The 15,428-nt window shown below is 64.0% G+C and carries 13 protein-coding genes; 9 read left to right on the top strand and 4 right to left on the bottom strand.

The window, feature by feature from the left end:
• The first annotated feature begins 36 nt into the window (after positions 1 to 36).
• From LB555_RS21350 to LB555_RS21340, 3 genes are all read left to right on the top strand, one after another.
• Entirely contained in the window at positions 37 to 1,092 is a 1,056-nt protein-coding gene (locus LB555_RS21350) for a succinylglutamate desuccinylase/aspartoacylase family protein (RefSeq protein WP_224683688.1), read from the top strand.
• 221 nt (positions 1,093 to 1,313) lie between these two features.
• Entirely contained in the window at positions 1,314 to 3,503 is a 2,190-nt protein-coding gene (locus LB555_RS21345; protein WP_140721627.1) for an anthranilate synthase, read from the top strand.
• A gap of 5 nt (positions 3,504 to 3,508) precedes the next feature.
• Positions 3,509 to 4,456 (top strand): cation diffusion facilitator family transporter, encoded by a 948-nt coding sequence (locus LB555_RS21340; RefSeq protein ID WP_318013030.1) that lies wholly within the window; start codon positions 3,509 to 3,511, stop codon positions 4,454 to 4,456.
• A gap of 167 nt (positions 4,457 to 4,623) precedes the next feature.
• Here LB555_RS21340 and LB555_RS21335 read toward each other — a convergent pair whose 3' ends face one another.
• Positions 4,624 to 5,721 (bottom strand): hypothetical protein, encoded by a 1,098-nt coding sequence (locus LB555_RS21335; RefSeq protein WP_224683687.1) that lies wholly within the window; start codon positions 5,719 to 5,721, stop codon positions 4,624 to 4,626.
• Between the two features lie 101 nt (positions 5,722 to 5,822).
• Between LB555_RS21335 and LB555_RS21330 the strand changes: the two genes are divergently transcribed.
• From LB555_RS21330 to LB555_RS21315, 4 genes are all read left to right on the top strand, one after another.
• Entirely contained in the window at positions 5,823 to 6,260 is a 438-nt protein-coding gene (locus LB555_RS21330; protein WP_224683686.1) for a DsrE family protein, read from the top strand.
• Positions 6,261 to 6,331: 71 nt separating this feature from the next.
• The gene (locus LB555_RS21325; protein WP_140875352.1) at positions 6,332 to 7,117 is read left to right on the top strand and encodes an SDR family NAD(P)-dependent oxidoreductase; all 786 of its coding nucleotides are present in this window, start codon (positions 6,332 to 6,334) and stop codon (positions 7,115 to 7,117) included.
• 58 nt (positions 7,118 to 7,175) lie between these two features.
• Positions 7,176 to 7,484, top strand: a complete 309-nt coding sequence (locus LB555_RS21320; RefSeq protein WP_015316017.1) for a putative quinol monooxygenase — start codon at positions 7,176 to 7,178, stop codon at positions 7,482 to 7,484.
• Positions 7,485 to 7,563: 79 nt separating this feature from the next.
• Positions 7,564 to 8,667, top strand: coding sequence for an AbrB family transcriptional regulator (locus LB555_RS21315; protein WP_224622997.1), 1,104 nt, complete (start codon positions 7,564 to 7,566; stop codon positions 8,665 to 8,667).
• 23 nt (positions 8,668 to 8,690) lie between these two features.
• Here LB555_RS21315 and LB555_RS21310 read toward each other — a convergent pair whose 3' ends face one another.
• The gene (locus tag LB555_RS21310) at positions 8,691 to 9,578 is read right to left on the bottom strand and encodes a LysR family transcriptional regulator (protein ID WP_140665177.1); all 888 of its coding nucleotides are present in this window, start codon (positions 9,576 to 9,578) and stop codon (positions 8,691 to 8,693) included.
• A gap of 113 nt (positions 9,579 to 9,691) precedes the next feature.
• Here LB555_RS21310 and LB555_RS21305 point away from each other — a divergent pair, with 113 nt between their 5' ends.
• Complete coding sequence (locus tag LB555_RS21305) at positions 9,692 to 11,260, top strand: MFS transporter (RefSeq protein ID WP_224683685.1); 1,569 nt, start codon at positions 9,692 to 9,694, stop codon at positions 11,258 to 11,260.
• Between the two features lie 39 nt (positions 11,261 to 11,299).
• On the opposite strand, the gene LB555_RS21300 is transcribed toward LB555_RS21305, so the two are convergent.
• Both LB555_RS21300 and LB555_RS21295 read right to left on the bottom strand, forming a co-directional pair.
• Positions 11,300 to 12,076 carry an esterase family protein gene (locus LB555_RS21300; RefSeq protein ID WP_224683684.1) on the bottom strand — a complete coding sequence of 259 codons (777 nt, stop codon included), beginning with the start codon at positions 12,074 to 12,076 and terminating at the stop codon, positions 11,300 to 11,302.
• 3 nt (positions 12,077 to 12,079) lie between these two features.
• Positions 12,080 to 13,246: an ATP-grasp domain-containing protein gene (locus LB555_RS21295; RefSeq protein ID WP_140665180.1), complete on the bottom strand. Its 1,167-nt coding sequence runs from the start codon at positions 13,244 to 13,246 to the stop codon at positions 12,080 to 12,082.
• A 401-nt stretch (positions 13,247 to 13,647) separates the two neighbouring features.
• On the opposite strand from LB555_RS21295, the gene leuA reads away from it, so the two are divergent.
• Entirely contained in the window at positions 13,648 to 15,387 is a 1,740-nt protein-coding gene (gene leuA, locus LB555_RS21290) for a 2-isopropylmalate synthase (protein ID WP_224683683.1), read from the top strand.
• Positions 15,388 to 15,428: the final 41 nt, after the last annotated feature.

The raw sequence follows: 15,428 nt of genomic DNA, 5'->3' as shown, positions 1-15,428 counted from the left end.
CAATGGGCATGTCTTCTCGCTTTCATGGAGAACGTCATGCAGAAATCGATCGAACGCATCGCCGGCGACAGCGACGGCGTTTCCTACGAATTCCCGGTGCTCCGCTTGGCCGGCGCCGACAAGACAGCACCTTCGGCCTACCTGCAGGCAGCGCTCCATGCCGGCGAATTGCCTGGCGTCGTCGCCATCGATGCATTGATGCCGATGCTGAACAAGGCCGAGGCCGAGGGTCGCATCAGGGGCAACATCACCATCGTGCCCTGGGCCAACCCGATCGGCCGCGCGCAATACCACTTCGGCGAGCACCAGGGTCGCTTTCATCTCGGCACCCGCACCAACTTCAACCGCGGCTTTCCGCTGCTGGCCGCGCCCGACGCCAGGCTCTTGCCGGACGCCACCTTTGGCGGCGCCGACCATCGGCTGAAGTCGCGCCTGGTGCAGCTTTCGCTCGGCCATGACATCGTGCTCGACCTGCACTGCGACGATGAGGGTCTTGCCTATCTCTACGTCCACACCAGCCTGTGGCCTGAGATGGCCGATTGCGCCGCCGCCATGGGCGTCGATGCCGTGGTGCTGTGGAGCGAGGACACAGACGGCACCTTCGAGGGCGCTTCGATCATGCCCTACCAGAACGCATCGGCCGATGTGGCGAAGTTCGACAGGCGCTTCGCCACCACCGTCGAATATCGCGGCATTCTCGATGTCGACGGCGCGCTGGCCAAGTCCGACGCCGAAGGCCTCTACCGGCTGCTGGTGGCGCGCGGCGTGATATCCGACACCGCCCTGCCCGCGCCCGGCCCCTTCAAGGGCGTCGCGGCACCTCTGGAAAATATCGACATGATGCCGGCGCCCCGTGGCGGTGCGGTCCTCTACGACGTCAAGCCCGGCGACCGCGTCACCAGGGGCGCGCGGCTCGCTACCATCGTTCACGCGCCAGGCGAAGCCGATGGCCGCACGGAAGTGTTCGCGCCGCAGGACGGCATCATCCTGACCCGCCGCTCGCGCCGCATCATCCGCTCCGGCGAAGACCTGTTGAAACTGGTTGGCGACAGGAAGAGCGCCGATGCAAGGTCGGGCACGCTGGAGGATTGAGCCTGCGTCGAATCCAGTTGCGCGGCCGCCCAATCGCCGCTAAGGGAATCGCCATGAACATGCGTTCGATCAAGACCATTTGGTGGTGGGCCTGCTGACAGCGGCCTGTTCGAACGCGTGCGCGTGAAAATAGAGGGTGGCCGCAACGGAATGTCCGGGCGGCCATTTGTTTTTTAAAGCCATTCCCGGGTCCGTTGCCCAAGTAGCTGATGGAGACGGCAATGACGTTGAAGGTTCTGGAAAACGGCGCTGAAAGCTTCGCGACGGCGGGTGGCATCACCATCACCCGCGAGCGCCACGGCCGCCCTTATGAAGGCGCGATCGACACTTATGTCGACGGACTGAACTCGCGCCGGGGCGCGGTATTTTCCTCGAACTACGAATATCCCGGCCGCTACACGCGCTGGGATACGGCCATCATCGATCCGCCGCTGGTCATCTCGGCACGCGGCCGCGCCATGCGTATCGAGGCGCTGAACGGCCGTGGCGAGGCGCTGTTGCCGGTCATCGGCAGGACACTGGGCGGCCTCGCCGAGGTCACGATCGCCGAGACCTCGAAAAAGCTGATCCGCCTCGATGTCGCCAAACCCGGCCGTGTCTTCACCGAGGAGGAACGCAGCCGCGTTCCCTCGGTCTTCACTGTGCTGCGCGCCATCACCGCGCTGTTCAAGACGGCGGAAGACGCCAATCTCGGTCTCTACGGCGCCTTCGGCTACGACCTTGCCTTCCAGTTCGACCCGGTCGACCACACGCTCGTGCGCAAGCAAAGCCAGCGCGACCTGGTGTTGTTCCTGCCCGACGAGATTCTGGTCGTCGACCACTACTCGGCCAAGGCCTGGACCGATCGCTACGACTATGCGGGCGAAGGTTTTTCGACCGAAGGCCTGCCACGCGACCAAATCGCCGAGCCGTTCAGGACCGCCGACCGCATCCCGCCACGCGGCGACCATGAGCCCGGCGAATACGCCAATCTGGTGCGCCGCGCGATGGACTCGTTCAAGCGTGGCGACCTGTTCGAGGTCGTCCCCGGCCAGATGTTCTACGAGCGTTGCGAGACCCAGCCCTCCGAGATTTCGCGCAAGCTGAAGTCCATCAACCCGTCGCCCTATTCCTTCTTCATCAACCTGGGCGAGAACGAATACCTGATCGGTGCGTCGCCGGAGATGTTCGTGCGCGTCAACGGCCGCCGCGTCGAGACCTGTCCGATCTCCGGCACCATCAAACGCGGCGACGACGCCATTTCCGATAGCGAGCAGATCCTGAAGCTGCTCAATTCGAAGAAGGACGAATCCGAGCTCACAATGTGCTCGGACGTCGATCGCAACGACAAGTCCAGGGTCTGCGAGCCGGGTTCTGTACGCGTCATCGGCCGCCGCCAGATCGAGATGTATTCGCGCCTGATCCACACCGTCGACCACATCGAGGGCCGCTTGCGTGAAGGCATGGACGCTTTCGACGCGTTTCTCTCGCACGCCTGGGCGGTCACCGTCACCGGCGCACCGAAACTGTGGGCCATGCGCTTCATCGAGCAGAACGAGAAAAGCCCGCGCGCCTGGTATGGCGGCGCGATCGGCATGGTCAACTTCAACGGCGACATGAATACCGGCCTTACCTTGCGCACCATCCGCATCAAGGACGGCATCGCCGAGGTTCGTGCCGGCGCTACATTGCTCTTCGACAGCATTCCAGAGGAAGAAGAAGCTGAAACCGAACTGAAGGCATCCGCCATGCTCTCCGCGATCCGCGACGCCAAGACGGGCAATTCGACCAGCACCGAGCGCACCACGGCGCGCGTCGGCGACGGCGTCAACATCCTTTTGGTCGACCACGAGGATTCCTTCGTCCATACGCTGGCCAACTACTTCCGCCAGACCGGCGCCAATGTCTCGACCGTGCGCTCGCCGGTGCCGGAGGAAGTCTTCGACCGGCTGAAGCCCGACCTCGTCGTGCTGTCACCCGGACCCGGCACGCCGAAGGACTTCGACTGCGCCGCGACCATCAAAAAGGCGCGCGCGCGCGACCTGCCCATCTTCGGCGTGTGCCTCGGCCTGCAGGCACTGGCGGAAGCCTATGGCGGAGAACTCAGGCAGTTGCACATTCCCATGCACGGCAAGCCGTCGCGTATCCGCGTCTCGAAGCCGGGCATCATCTTCTCCGGCCTGCCCAAGGAAGTCACCGTCGGCCGCTACCACTCGATCTTCGCCGATCCGGTACGCCTGCCCGACGATTTCATGGTTACGGCCGAGACGGAAGACGGCGTCATCATGGCCTTCGAGCACCGCAAGGAGCCGATCGCCGCGGTCCAGTTCCACCCGGAATCGATCATGACGCTCGGCCACAATGCCGGCATGCGCATCATCGAGAACATCGTCGCGCATTTGCCGCGAAAGGCCAAGGAAAAGGCAGCCTGACGCCAATGGCCGAAGCCGAGAACACGATGGCGATCGCAGCCAGGGCGGCCGCGAAGCGCAAGGTCGCCAACCTTGCCTTCTGGTCGATCGTGGTCGCTTTTGTCGTGCTCGCGCTGAAAGCCGCCGCCTGGTACGTGACCGGCTCCGTCGCGCTCTATTCGGACGCGCTGGAATCGATCGTCAACGTCATCGCGTCGATTGCCGCTTTCTGGGCGATCCAGGTCAGCCACAAGCCGGCCGACCAGGATCACCCCTTCGGCCATCACAAGGCCGAATATTTCTCCGCCGTGCTGGAAGGCGTGCTGATCGTGCTCGCCGCGCTTTTGATTCTGAACGAAGTCTGGCGCTCCTGGCAGGCCCCGGCGCCACTCGAACAGCCTTGGAAAGGCCTTGCCGTCAACGGCGTCGCCACCGTCATCAACGCCTTCTGGGCCTGGATGCTGATCCGCACGGGCCGGGCGGAGAAATCGCCGGCGCTGGTCGCCGACGGCAATCACATCATGACCGATGTGGTGACGTCGGTCGGCGTCTTCGGCGGCCTGGTCGGAGCAATCCTGACCGGCTGGCAGATCCTCGACCCGGCATTGGCCGTCATCGTCGCGCTCAACATCCTGTGGCAGGGCTGGCATGTCATCGGCTCGTCGATGAACGGCCTGATGGACCGGGCCGTCGACACGGCGGAGCATGTGCGCATCCGCGACATCATCTCGGCCAATTGCAAGGGCGCCATGGAGGTGCACGACCTCAAGACCCGCATCGCCGGCCGCGCCACCTTCATCGAGTTCCATCTGGTCGTCGACGCCGACATGTCGGTCGGCGCCAGCCATGTCATCTGCGATCGCATCGAAGACGCGCTGAAGGCCGAACTCCCCTCGGTGCAGGTGACCATCCATGTCGAGCCCGACGACGAAGCCAAGCTGCCCAAGGGCACGACCGCGGTGCCGTTCGCCTGAGGCGGGTCACCGTCGCGACCTTGGAAGAGCAATTCCTGGAAAAGTGTGAACGGTTTTCCGTCCGGAATTGCGTAAAAACAAAGAACCGAAGTTTCTCGACTTCGTCATCCTTGGGCGAATCAGGAGCGCAGCTCCGTAGCGGCGACCGAAGGATGACGAAACGCTGGTTACGGCGCGCAGGCGGATTGTGGCATTGGCTCCAGCCGATAGACCTTGTCGTCGGACATCGTCTTGCCGTCGGCCGCCTTCGAGCACAGGTCGACGACCGCCAGGCTGCTGTTGGGGTTGGCAAGCGTGATGGCGCCGTTGGCACCACGCTTGAGGAAGATTTCCTTTTGCGCGATGTCGCAGGAGAAATTGCTCGTCTTCGAACTCGCGGCACAACGCCATTGATCGGCCTCGCCCTGGCATGAATAAGTCTGCGTGACCTTGGCCCCCTTCTGCCGCGTCGTGACCGAGACCGCGATGTCGGCGCCGTCGGGCCAGTTCGCGGCGTCGCCTCCCGAGGCGAAGGATGCCAGTTCCACCGGTCCTCGAAACACCCGGATCGACTGCGTCAGTTGCTCGGGATGCGAACTCATATGCGCAGCGTCATAGTCGCGCCCGTAGCAGAAGGCCTGGTCGGGTTTGAGCCGCTCGCGCAGCGGCGGCCCGAGCGCCGGGTCGATCGGATCGATGCGGGCGAATTCAGCCTTGCAGATCGCCGCCGGCATCGGATCGAGGCGGAAATTGTCGTCTTCCTTGCCAAGCGCCTGCCTGTCGTATTCAGCCGCGCCGAGTTCTTCTTCCGAACCGGCGTCGAGGTAGATATCGGACGACAGGTCCGACAGGATCAGCCGACCCTTGCCGTCGACCTTCAGCGATGCCAGCGTACGGTCGCAGTCCATGCCGCAACGGATCGGGCCCGATTTGCCATCCTCGGACTCGTGATTGCACCAGCCTCCGGCCCATTCCGGCGCCTTGGCGCCACGCACCGTGGTGGTGAGGAACCCATTGTAGGAAGTATCGGAATTCGCGTTCGGTTCCTCATTCGGACGGCTGACCGGATCACGGCCGTAGTAGAAGAAAATCCGCGTCACCTTCTGCTTCGGACGCGCCTTGAGGTGCGCCGCGTCATAGACCCGGCCGAAACAGGCGTCCGCCCCGTTGGGGCTGAGTTCGGTGAGTTTGAGCGCATTGTCGGCAAAAGCAGAACCCACAAGTCCGCCAAGCAGTGCGGCGCCAAATCCGGCGCTGGCAAACGTCTTCCATTCCCTGAACGCCATGTGCCCCTCTCCGCATCGACAGGACGTAACGTCAATTTATGCTAGTATTGCGGCCGCGGCCACGCAAATCGCGCTGAGCCGGCAAGCCAGGGAGGCACGCCATGCGCCGACGTGACATGTTCCACGCGGCTCTCGCCGGAGCCGGGACGCTTCTAGGCCTGCGGGCGGTGCAGGCGGCAACCACCGAGCCTGCCAGGCTGAAGGTCGCCTATCACCTCAGCGACCTCGACAAGGTCAATTTCGTGCTCGGCAACATCAAGAACCACTATGAGGGCACGGGCGGCAACGTCGATATCGCGCTGGTCGTGCATGGTCCGGCGCTTGCCGGCTTCAAGTCGAAGGGCATATCGGCGGCGGTTTCGGGGCGCTTTACCGGTCTTGTCCAGCAAGGGCTCGACCCGCATGCCTGCGGCAACACCATGCACGGCATGGATATTACGCTCGCCGATTTGCTCGACGGCTTCCATGCCACCGACAGGGGTGGCGTCGTCAAGCTCGCCGAACTGCAAAGCCAGGGCTATGTCTATCTCAGGCCTTGAAGCGGCACTGACTTGAATGCAAGGGTGGCAACACCCGCCAAGAAACTTGGAAATCCCCCGGAGGAACAGCAGTGCCAGAGACAGCCCTTGGTCTTGTCATCCCCGACCTCGCCGGCAAGGCGGTGCTGGTCACCGGCGCCTCGACCGGCATCGGCGCGGCGCTCGCGCTCGCTTATGCCGGGCAGGAATGCAAGGTGGCGCTGCACTACAATTCCAGCCGCGACGCCGCCGAGAAACTCGGCCAGACCATCCGCGACGGCGGCGGTGAGGTGTTCCTCGTCCAGGGCGACTTTTCTCTCCCTGCCGATGTCGAACGCGTCGTCGAGGACAGCGCGCGGCATTTCGGCCGGCTCGACGGGCTGGTCAACAATGCCGGCGGCATGCTTGGCCGCGTGCCCTACGCCGAGCAGACCGAGGCGCATTACGACGCGGTGATGGACCTCAACGCACGCTCGGTGCTGACCGCCTCGCGTAAGGCGATCCCGTGGCTGAAAAAACAGGGCGGCTTCATCGTCAACACCTCGTCGATCGCCGCGCGCAACGGGGCGGGCGGCGGCGCCGGCCTTTACGGCTCGGCCAAGGCCTTCGTCTCCAACGTGACGCGCGGCATGGCCAAGGAACTGATCGGCTTCGGCATCCGCGTCAACGCCGTGGCGCCGGGCACCATCCTCACCCCCTTCCACGAACGCTATTCGACCGACGAGCAGATGAAGGGCATGGTCGCCACCATCCCGCAGGGCCGTGCCGGCACGGCGCAAGATTGCGTCGGCGCCTATCTGTTCCTCTCATCGGACCTGTTGAGCGGCTACGTCACCGGCCAGGTGATCGAAGTCAATGGCGGCCAGTTGATGCCTTGACCGGCGACCGGCATACTGGACACACTCCTTTCGCGCCAACCCAGGGGGAGACGAGGACATGTATGGACTGATCGGCAAGATGCGGGCGGCGCGTGGCCAGCGCGACGCTGTCATGGCCGTGCTGCGTGAGAGCACTGGCGCCCTGCCCGGCTGCCTGAGCTATATCATCGCCACCGATCCGGCCGATGCCGACGCGATCTGGGTGACCGAGGTGTGGACAGATCAGGCGAGCCACAAGGCCTCGCTGCAGCTTCCCGAAGTCCAGGCGGCGATCGCCAAGGCGCGCCCCTTCATCGGCGGCTTCGAATTCCAGGTGGAAACGCATCCGGTGGGCGGCTTCGGCTTGGCTGAAGCCAAAACGGGCTGAGGCGGGCGCCCGAGGCCGAAACGTGCTTTTTCAGGCGCACTTGCGTTCGCATTTTTCGCGTCTGGGGTTAGACCAGAACATGGTTTCCGAGGCCGAGCAGCCATCTTCCGACCAACCCGCCATCGAGCGCATGACGCGGCTGAGCAAGCCTTGGCAGTGGCTCATCCTGCTGGTCATCTCCGCGCTCTTCGCCGGCGCGCTGGAACTCGCCGCTTTGCCGGCGGCGCTGCTGATCGGACCGATGCTGGCGGCCATCGTCGCCGGCACCAACGGTGCCGCGGTGCGTGTGCCGCGGCTTCTGTTCGGCGCCGCCCAGGCTGTCGTCGGCTGCCTCGTCGCGGCTTCGATCTCGGCCGATATCTTCCCGGTCTTCTACAAGGAATGGCCGCTGTTCCTCGGCGTGGTGATCGCCACCGTCGCGGCCTCGAGCCTGCTTGGCTGGCTGATCAGCCGCTGGCGCATCCTGCCGGGCACCACCGCCGTCTGGGGTTCTTCGCCGGGGGCCGCCACCGCCATGGTGCTGATGGCCGGCGCCTTCGGCGCCGACCAGCGCCTTGTCGCCTTCATGCAGTATCTGCGCGTCATCTTCGTCTCGATGACGGCAGCCCTCGTCGCCAAGATGTGGGTCGACACCTCGGGCATCGAGGTCCCGCCCGTTATCTGGTTCCCCGAGATCGATCCGCAACCCTTCGCCGCCACCATCGGCATGGCGCTCATCGGCGGCCTCGCGGGCAGGCTTTGCCGGCTGCCTTCGCCCTTCTTCCTCGGCAGCTTCATCTTCGGCACAGTCATCCATCTCGGCCTCGGGGTGCCGATGCAATTGCCGCAATGGCTGCTGGCGGTCAGTTACGCGATGGTCGGCTGGGCGATCGGCCTGAACTTCACCAGGCCGATCCTGCGCCACGCGGCACGCGCTTTGCCGCAGATCATCGCTTCGATCATCGCGCTGATCGCGTTTTGCGGCGGCCTTGCCTTCCTCATCAGCCGGCTCGCCGGCGTCGACCCGCTGACCGCCTATCTGGCGACCAGCCCTGGCGGCATGGACAGCGTCGCCATCATCGCCGCCGCCGCGCAGAACGTCGACATCTCCTTTGTCATGGCCCTGCAGTCGGCGCGCTTCCTGATCGTGCTGCTTGTCGGCCCCAGCATTGCCCGGCTGGTAGCCAGAAGCATCCGGGAATGATGAGGGCTGCCACCAGGGCACCGCTATCGCGCGGCTGCCAGGCGTTCGGGCAGGAAATCGACGAAAACCCGCACCTTTGGCGACAGATGGCGATTGGAGGGCCATAGCATCCGGAACTGGCCACGGCCGTCGACATGATCGTCGAGCACGGTGCGCAGCCGGTCCTCGCGCAACGCGTCCCGCACCAGGAAATCGGGCATGCAGGCGATGCCGAGTCCGGCGATCGTGGCGCCTTTCAAAGCTTCCATGTTGTTGCAGGTCAACATTGAACGGATCAGCGGTTGGGCGCTCCCGGTAATGAACGGCCAGTCCAGCAGCCTGCCGCTGTTGAGATAGCGGAAGTTTATGCCGAAATGCCTGATGAGATCCGCCGGCACACCGGGAGTGCCATGGCGATCGAGGTAGGAGGGAGCCGCGCACAGCAGCATGCGGAAGGGCGCAATGGGTCTGGACACCAATCGTGAATCAGGCAGCTCGCCGCTGCGGATGGCGACGTCGATGCCTTCCTCGATGACGTCGACGATCCGGTCGTTGAAATCGATATCGAGCTCGATCTCGGGATAGCGGGCCATGAACTCCGACAGCACCGGCAGCAAAAGATGGTAGGTGACGATCGGGGTGGAGACGCGCAACCGCCCACGCGGCGTCTCCCTTGTCCGCGACAGCATCGCCTCGGCATCGTCGATGTCGTCGAGGATGCGCCGCACGCGCTCGTTGAACAGCTTGCCCTCCTCCGTCAGGCCGATCCGCCGCGTGGAGCGCTGCAGCAGCCGCACGCCGAGTTCCTGTTCGAGCCGCGCGACGCTTTTGCCGACCGCTGAAGCGGAGATGCCGAGCGCCCGGCCGGCGGCGACGAAGCTGCCGAACTCGGCGGTGCGGGCGAAAGCCAGAAGGCCGCTGAGGCGATCCATCATGCTGCTCCATTCGAGCGTTTCCGTCCGTTATATCAGGATATTTAATACTATTATTCCTGATCTGTCTCTGACCTATCTTGGTCCGCATGATCGGCGCCGCGGTTGCGCGCATGCCAGCGCAGACCGCTCAGATAGGAAAAACCCATGACCTGAAGACCACCACCGGCCCGGCCGAGCGATGGCTCGTGCTCCTGTCGGTATGCCTCGCCGCTATGACGATGCCTCTGACCTTCACCGGCCCGGCCGTCGCGCTCTCCCGCATCGCGGCCGATCTCGGCGGCAGCCCGATCGCGCTCAACTGGGTGACCAACGCCTTTATGCTGACCTTCGCCGCCAGCCTGATGGCGGCCGGAGCGCTGGCCGATAATCATGGCCGCAAGCGGATCTTCCTCGTCGGTCTCGCCCTCTACATTATCGCCTCGCTCGGCGCGATGCTGGCGTCCGACATCACCAGGTTCGACGTCTTCAGGGCCGCGCAAGGGCTCGGCAGTGCCTTGGCCTTCGCTGGCGGCGCCTCCGCACTTGCCCAGGAATTCGAGGGACCATCGCGGCTGCGCGCCTTCTCCTTTCTCGGCACCAGTTTCGGCATCGGGCTGGCCTTCGGCCCGATCGCCTCCGGCCTGCTCATCGCCGCCTTCGGCTGGCGGTCGATCTTTGTTCTGGTGATGGCGCTCGCGGCTGCCTCGGCAACCCTCGGCCTGCGCACCATCAGGGAATCGCGTGATCCGGATGCGACCGGCCTCGACTGGGCGGGCGCCACCACGTTCACCTTCGCGCTGGCCTCGCTGACCTATGGCGTGCTCCAGGCACCCCAGAGCGGCTGGACCGACCCGCTGGTGGCAACGCTTCTCGGCGTCGCCGTCCTTTGCTTTGTGCTGTTTGTCGTCGCCGAGCGGCGCGTGCGCCGGCCGATGCTCGATCTCACCCTGTTTCGCTTTCCTCGCTTCGTCGGCGTCCAGTTTCTTGCGGCGGCGCCCGCCTATGGCTTCGTCGTCCTGCTCGTACTTTTACCGATCCGCTTCATCGGCATCGAGGGGATGAGCGAGATCAAGGCCGGGCAATTGATGATCTGCCTCTCCGGACCGTTGCTGTTCCTGCCCTTGCTCGCCGGCCAGCTGGCGCGCTGGATTGCTCCGGCCACGATCTGCGGCGTCGGCCTGCTCGTCGCGGGGGCCGGCCTGATCTGGCTGAGCCTGACGCCACCGGTTGAGGTTGCGCTGGTCGCGCCACTGATTCTGATCGGCGTCGGCATCGCCTTGCCTTGGGGGTTGATGGACGGGCTCGCCGTCAGCGTCGTGCCGACGGAGCGGGCCGGGATGGCGGTCGGCATCTTCAACACCACCCGTGTCGCTTGCGAAGGTGTGGCGCTGGCCATCGTCATGGCGACGCTGTCAGGCTTCACCGCCGCGCAACTCGCCGCTCGGGGCGCTGCGCCTTCCAGCGACGCGGCCGCCGCGGCGCAATTGCTGGTGACCGGCAATCTCGGTGGAACCGTGCACCGTTTGCCGGCGGCCGGCGCCGCCGTGCTGGTCGAGGCCTACGAAACGGCGTTCGACAGGCTACTGATCGTGCTGGCGGCAATCACCATCGTCACCGCCCTCGTCGTCTTTCTCGGCCTGCGCCGCGGATCCGCGGCGGAGCACCAGACCGTATCCCTGCCGGCCTGCCAGGAAGGGTAGGCGTCAGCCATTCGCAGGCCGGCTGAATATCAATGCACCTTAGTCCAGCCTGTGCATCAGATCGTCATCCAGCCAGCGGCCGAAGAAATAAGCCAGCTGCTTGTGCCACCACGGCCAGTCATGGCTGACGTCGCCGCCCCAATAGTCGACCCAGGCCGGAATGGATTTGTCGTGCAGGATCTGTTCCAGCTGGCGCGTCTCGACCAGCATGCGCTCCTCCCATGCGCCCTGCCCACAGCAGAAGATCAGCCTGAGCGCTTTCAGCCGCGCCAGCAGTTTCGGGTCGACGATCCCTGGCAGATAATCGAGCGGCGAATTGTAGAAAATGTCGCCGTCGAGCGCCTTGCCGAAGAAATCGCGGGCCGAATAGACACCCGACAGCGAGATGACGCCGCTGGCGAGCTCGGGAAACCGGAAGACGAAGTTCGAGGAATGGTAGCCGCCCATCGAACAGCCCGAGAACAGCGGCTTCAACCGCCGTCCGCCATTGGCTTGCGCGGCGGTTTCCAGAAAGTCCGGCAGCGCCTCCTCGCGCAGATAGCGGAAATAGGCCTCGTGCCGGTCGATGCGATGCGCGGCATCGACATTCCTGGCGAAGAAGGATTCTGTATCGATGCCGTCGACGGTGAACAGCTGGATGCGGCCGGTATCGACGAACTCGGCGAGCGCCCCCACTCCGCCGGAATCCTCGAACTGGTAGAAGCGGCCCTGCGAGGTCGGGAACACCACGACCGGCCGGCCGGCATGCCCGTAGCGCTTGTACTCCATGTCGCGGCCGAGATTGCGGGCGAAGACCTTGTGATAGGAAATGTCCATGCCTCAAGCCTTTTCGGCGTGGATATAGGCCACCGCCTCGCGCAGATCAGCCTGATCCTTCGAGCGCATCTGGTAGGCGTAATTTCCCATGGCCCGGCTGAAAACCTCTTCTATCGGCTGATGATGGACGATCTTGTCGCGGTGGGCGGCTAGCACGTCCGCATGGCTGTGCAAATAGTCGAGGTGGCGCTTGCGGCTGGCATAGGCGGTGAAATACTTGCCCTCATAAGGGCCGCCGACGGCATCCTTGACCACCATGTCCGCCCATGCCGCGTAGACATCGATGTCGAACGTGTAGTTGATCGCGTCGGTCATCCAGGCGCCGGGCGGCCGCATGTTGACCTCCAGCGCGATGATGCGGTCGTCCCTGGTCTCGAACAGTTCGATGTGGAAAAAGCGCTCGCGCACGTCGAATGCTTTCAGGATCTTGCGGCCGGCCTCCTCGACGGCAGGCCTGATCCGGGGAAAGCAGGTGTAGCTCATGTGGCGGTCCTTGTTGACCACGTCCATGACGCTCTGGTCGTAGCGATGGCTGGCCGCCAGCACCACCTCGCCGTCGCGGTTGATCAATCCGTCATAGGTCACCACCAGCCCTTCGATGAACTGCTCCATGACGAAGGTCACGTCCTCCGGCTTGTCCCGGAAGAACTGGTCGAGCTCTTTCGCATTGGAGATCTTGAACGTGTTCGAAGCGCCGGAGCCCGAATCCGGCTTCACCACCACGGGGTAGCCGACGCGGCGGATGAAGGTCATGGCGCCGGCCCGGTCGGAGCATTTGCGCTGCGCGATCGTCTCGACACCGCTCTTGCGGAAGAAGGCGCGCATGCGGCTCTTGCGCTTCAGATTCTTCACGAAATCGAGCTTGGTGCCGTAGATGTTGAAGTCGGTGCGGATGTTGGCTTCCAGCTCCAGCCAGTGCTCGTTGAGCGATTCGAACCGGTCGATGCGGCCCCATTTGTGGATGAAATGGCCTATCGCCCGGAACACCGGCTCGTAATCCTCCATGTCGGCGACGCGATAGTATTCCGAAAGCGCCTGCTTCAGCTTGCCGTCGAGCGCATCATAGGGCGCATCGCCAATACCGAGCACGGTCGCGCCGGCCTTCTTCAGCCGGTCGCAGAAATCGGCGCCATTGGCGGGAAAATGCGGCGAGAAGAACACGAAATTCATGAACGCCCCCTGCCGACGGCACCCCGCCGGAAGCCAAGTCTGGCGCATTTGCGGCGCGCGGGGAAGAGCATCCGCGTTAAGATAAAATTCGACGGGGGCCGGCCCGCTTGCCTCCAACAGGCCGCTCCTGTATGAGAGCGGCCATGAACACGCGCGCCACCACCGCTTCCCGTCAGACCGGCTTTGCCGGCGAGACCGTGCGCGCGCTTGCCTCGACCCTGCTTCTTCTCGGCCTTATCGGCGATCGCCGGGTTCGCTGAAGGAGCGCCCGGCGGTCGAACCGCCGCGCAAGCGCATGCTCCTTGGCAAATCATATCAAGCGAACGAAATTCTGGTAAAGGCGCCGCTTGGCTCCACATCCGCCTGAAAGGTGGACCCGCCAGCCGCCGGGAGAAACAACGATGAACGCACGAGAAGACATCCGCGCCAGCGAGGCCGCGACCGGCAAGCAAGTTGGCCGGGGCATGCCGGACGCAGCCCGCAAATATCAACCCTACCCGACCGTCGGCCTCACCGACCGGACCTGGCCCTCGAAGGTGATCGACAAGGCGCCGATCTGGTGCTCGGTCGACCTGCGCGACGGCAACCAGGCGCTGATCGATCCGATGGGCCACGAGCGCAAGGCGCGCATGTTCGGCCTGCTGCTCGACATGGGCTTCAAGGAAATCGAGATCGGCTTCCCCTCGGCTTCGCAGACCGATTTCGACTTCGCGCGCTGGTGCATCGAGCAAGGCAACGTGCCGGCCGATGTGTCGTTGCAGGTGCTGGTGCAGTGCCGGCCTGAACTGATCAGCCGCACCTTCGAGGCGCTGAAGGGCGCCACCAACCCGATCGTGCATTTCTACAACTCGACCAGCGAGTTGCAGCGTCGCGTCGTCTTCGAGAAAGATGTCGGCGGCATCAAGCGTATCGCGACCGACGCGGCCAAGATGATCACCGACATGGCTGCCAGGGCCGGCGGCGGCTATCGCTTCGAATATTCGCCGGAGAGCTTCACCGGTACCGAACTCGAGGTTGCGCTGGAGATCTGCAACGCCGTCACCGAGATCGTCAGGCCGACGCCCGACAACAAGCTGATCATCAACCTGCCGTCGACGGTCGAGATGTCGACGCCCAACATCTATGCCGACCGCATCGAGTGGATGTGCCGCAATCTCGACAACCGCGAAAACCTGATCATCTCGCTGCATCCGCACAATGATCGTGGCACCGGCATCGCCACCACCGAACTCGGCTTGATGGCTGGCGCCGACCGCGTCGAGGGCACGCTGTTCGGCAATGGCGAGCGCACCGGCAATGTCGACATCGTCACCTTGGCGCTCAACATGTACACGCAAGGCGTCGATCCGGGCATCGACTGCTCCGACATCAACCGGATGAAGGATGTCTACGAATATTCGAACCAGCTGAAGATTCCCGAGCGCCACCCCTATGTCGGCGAACTCGTCTACACTGCTTTTTCCGGCTCGCACCAGGACGCCATCAACAAGGGCATGAAGGCCTTGAAGAAGGCCAACACACCGCGCTGGGAAGTGCCATACCTGCCAATCGATCCGGCCGATGTCGGCCGCAGCTATGAGGCCATCATCCGCATCAACTCGCAGTCGGGCAAGGGCGGCATTGCCTATGTGCTGCAGGCCGATTACGGCCTCAATTTGCCGCGCAACCTGCAGATCGAATTCAGTCAGGCTATCCAGGCGATCACCGACGCCGAAGGCAAGGAAGTGCCGGCCAAGCGTATTCATGACCGCTTCCTCGAAACCTATGTCGACCAGCCTGGCGCCCGCCTGAAATTCCTCGATCATCACACTTACCCGGCCACCGAGGTGAAGGGCCGGCGCGTGGTCGAGGCGGTCATCCTCGACAACGGCAAGGAAGTGACGATATCAGGCACCGGCACCGGCCCGATCGACGGCTTCGTCGATGCGCTGTCACGCCATGTCGGCGTCGAGATGTCGGTGCTCGATTATTCCGAGCATTCGATGCAGCGCGGCTCGAATGCGTCGGCCATCTCCTATGTCGAGATGGAATATCCCGGCGGCAAGCTGTTCGGCGCCGGCATCAACACCAACATCGTCGCTGCCTCACTGGAAGCGGTAACGTCAGCGGCCAATCGTATCGTCGGCCGCAACGCGCGATAGTTTACCGTCGGGGGGGGGGGGGGGGGGGGGGGGGGGGGGGG

Source organism: Mesorhizobium sp. BR-1-1-10, from assembly GCF_020165595.1.
Taxonomy (GTDB): domain Bacteria; phylum Pseudomonadota; class Alphaproteobacteria; order Rhizobiales; family Rhizobiaceae; genus Mesorhizobium; species Mesorhizobium australicum.
Note: the sequence above shows the minus strand (reverse complement) of the source record. Positions and strands in the feature narration are given on the sequence as shown.

Coding starts and splice junctions, on each gene's coding strand:
- LB555_RS21330 (WP_224683686.1), top strand. CDS start 5,823: ATGCGCCGACGTGACATGTTCCACGCGGCTCTCGCCGGAGCCGGGACG.
- leuA (WP_224683683.1), top strand. CDS start 13,648: ATGAACGCACGAGAAGACATCCGCGCCAGCGAGGCCGCGACCGGCAAG.
- LB555_RS21295 (WP_140665180.1), bottom strand. CDS start 13,246: ATGAATTTCGTGTTCTTCTCGCCGCATTTTCCCGCCAATGGCGCCGAT.
- LB555_RS21310 (WP_140665177.1), bottom strand. CDS start 9,578: ATGGATCGCCTCAGCGGCCTTCTGGCTTTCGCCCGCACCGCCGAGTTC.
- LB555_RS21340 (WP_318013030.1), top strand. CDS start 3,509: ATGGCCGAAGCCGAGAACACGATGGCGATCGCAGCCAGGGCGGCCGCG.
- LB555_RS21345 (WP_140721627.1), top strand. CDS start 1,314: ATGACGTTGAAGGTTCTGGAAAACGGCGCTGAAAGCTTCGCGACGGCG.
- LB555_RS21305 (WP_224683685.1), top strand. CDS start 9,692: ATGCCAGCGCAGACCGCTCAGATAGGAAAAACCCATGACCTGAAGACC.
- LB555_RS21335 (WP_224683687.1), bottom strand. CDS start 5,721: ATGGCGTTCAGGGAATGGAAGACGTTTGCCAGCGCCGGATTTGGCGCC.
- LB555_RS21300 (WP_224683684.1), bottom strand. CDS start 12,076: ATGGACATTTCCTATCACAAGGTCTTCGCCCGCAATCTCGGCCGCGAC.
- LB555_RS21350 (WP_224683688.1), top strand. CDS start 37: ATGCAGAAATCGATCGAACGCATCGCCGGCGACAGCGACGGCGTTTCC.
- LB555_RS21315 (WP_224622997.1), top strand. CDS start 7,564: ATGGTTTCCGAGGCCGAGCAGCCATCTTCCGACCAACCCGCCATCGAG.
- LB555_RS21320 (WP_015316017.1), top strand. CDS start 7,176: ATGTATGGACTGATCGGCAAGATGCGGGCGGCGCGTGGCCAGCGCGAC.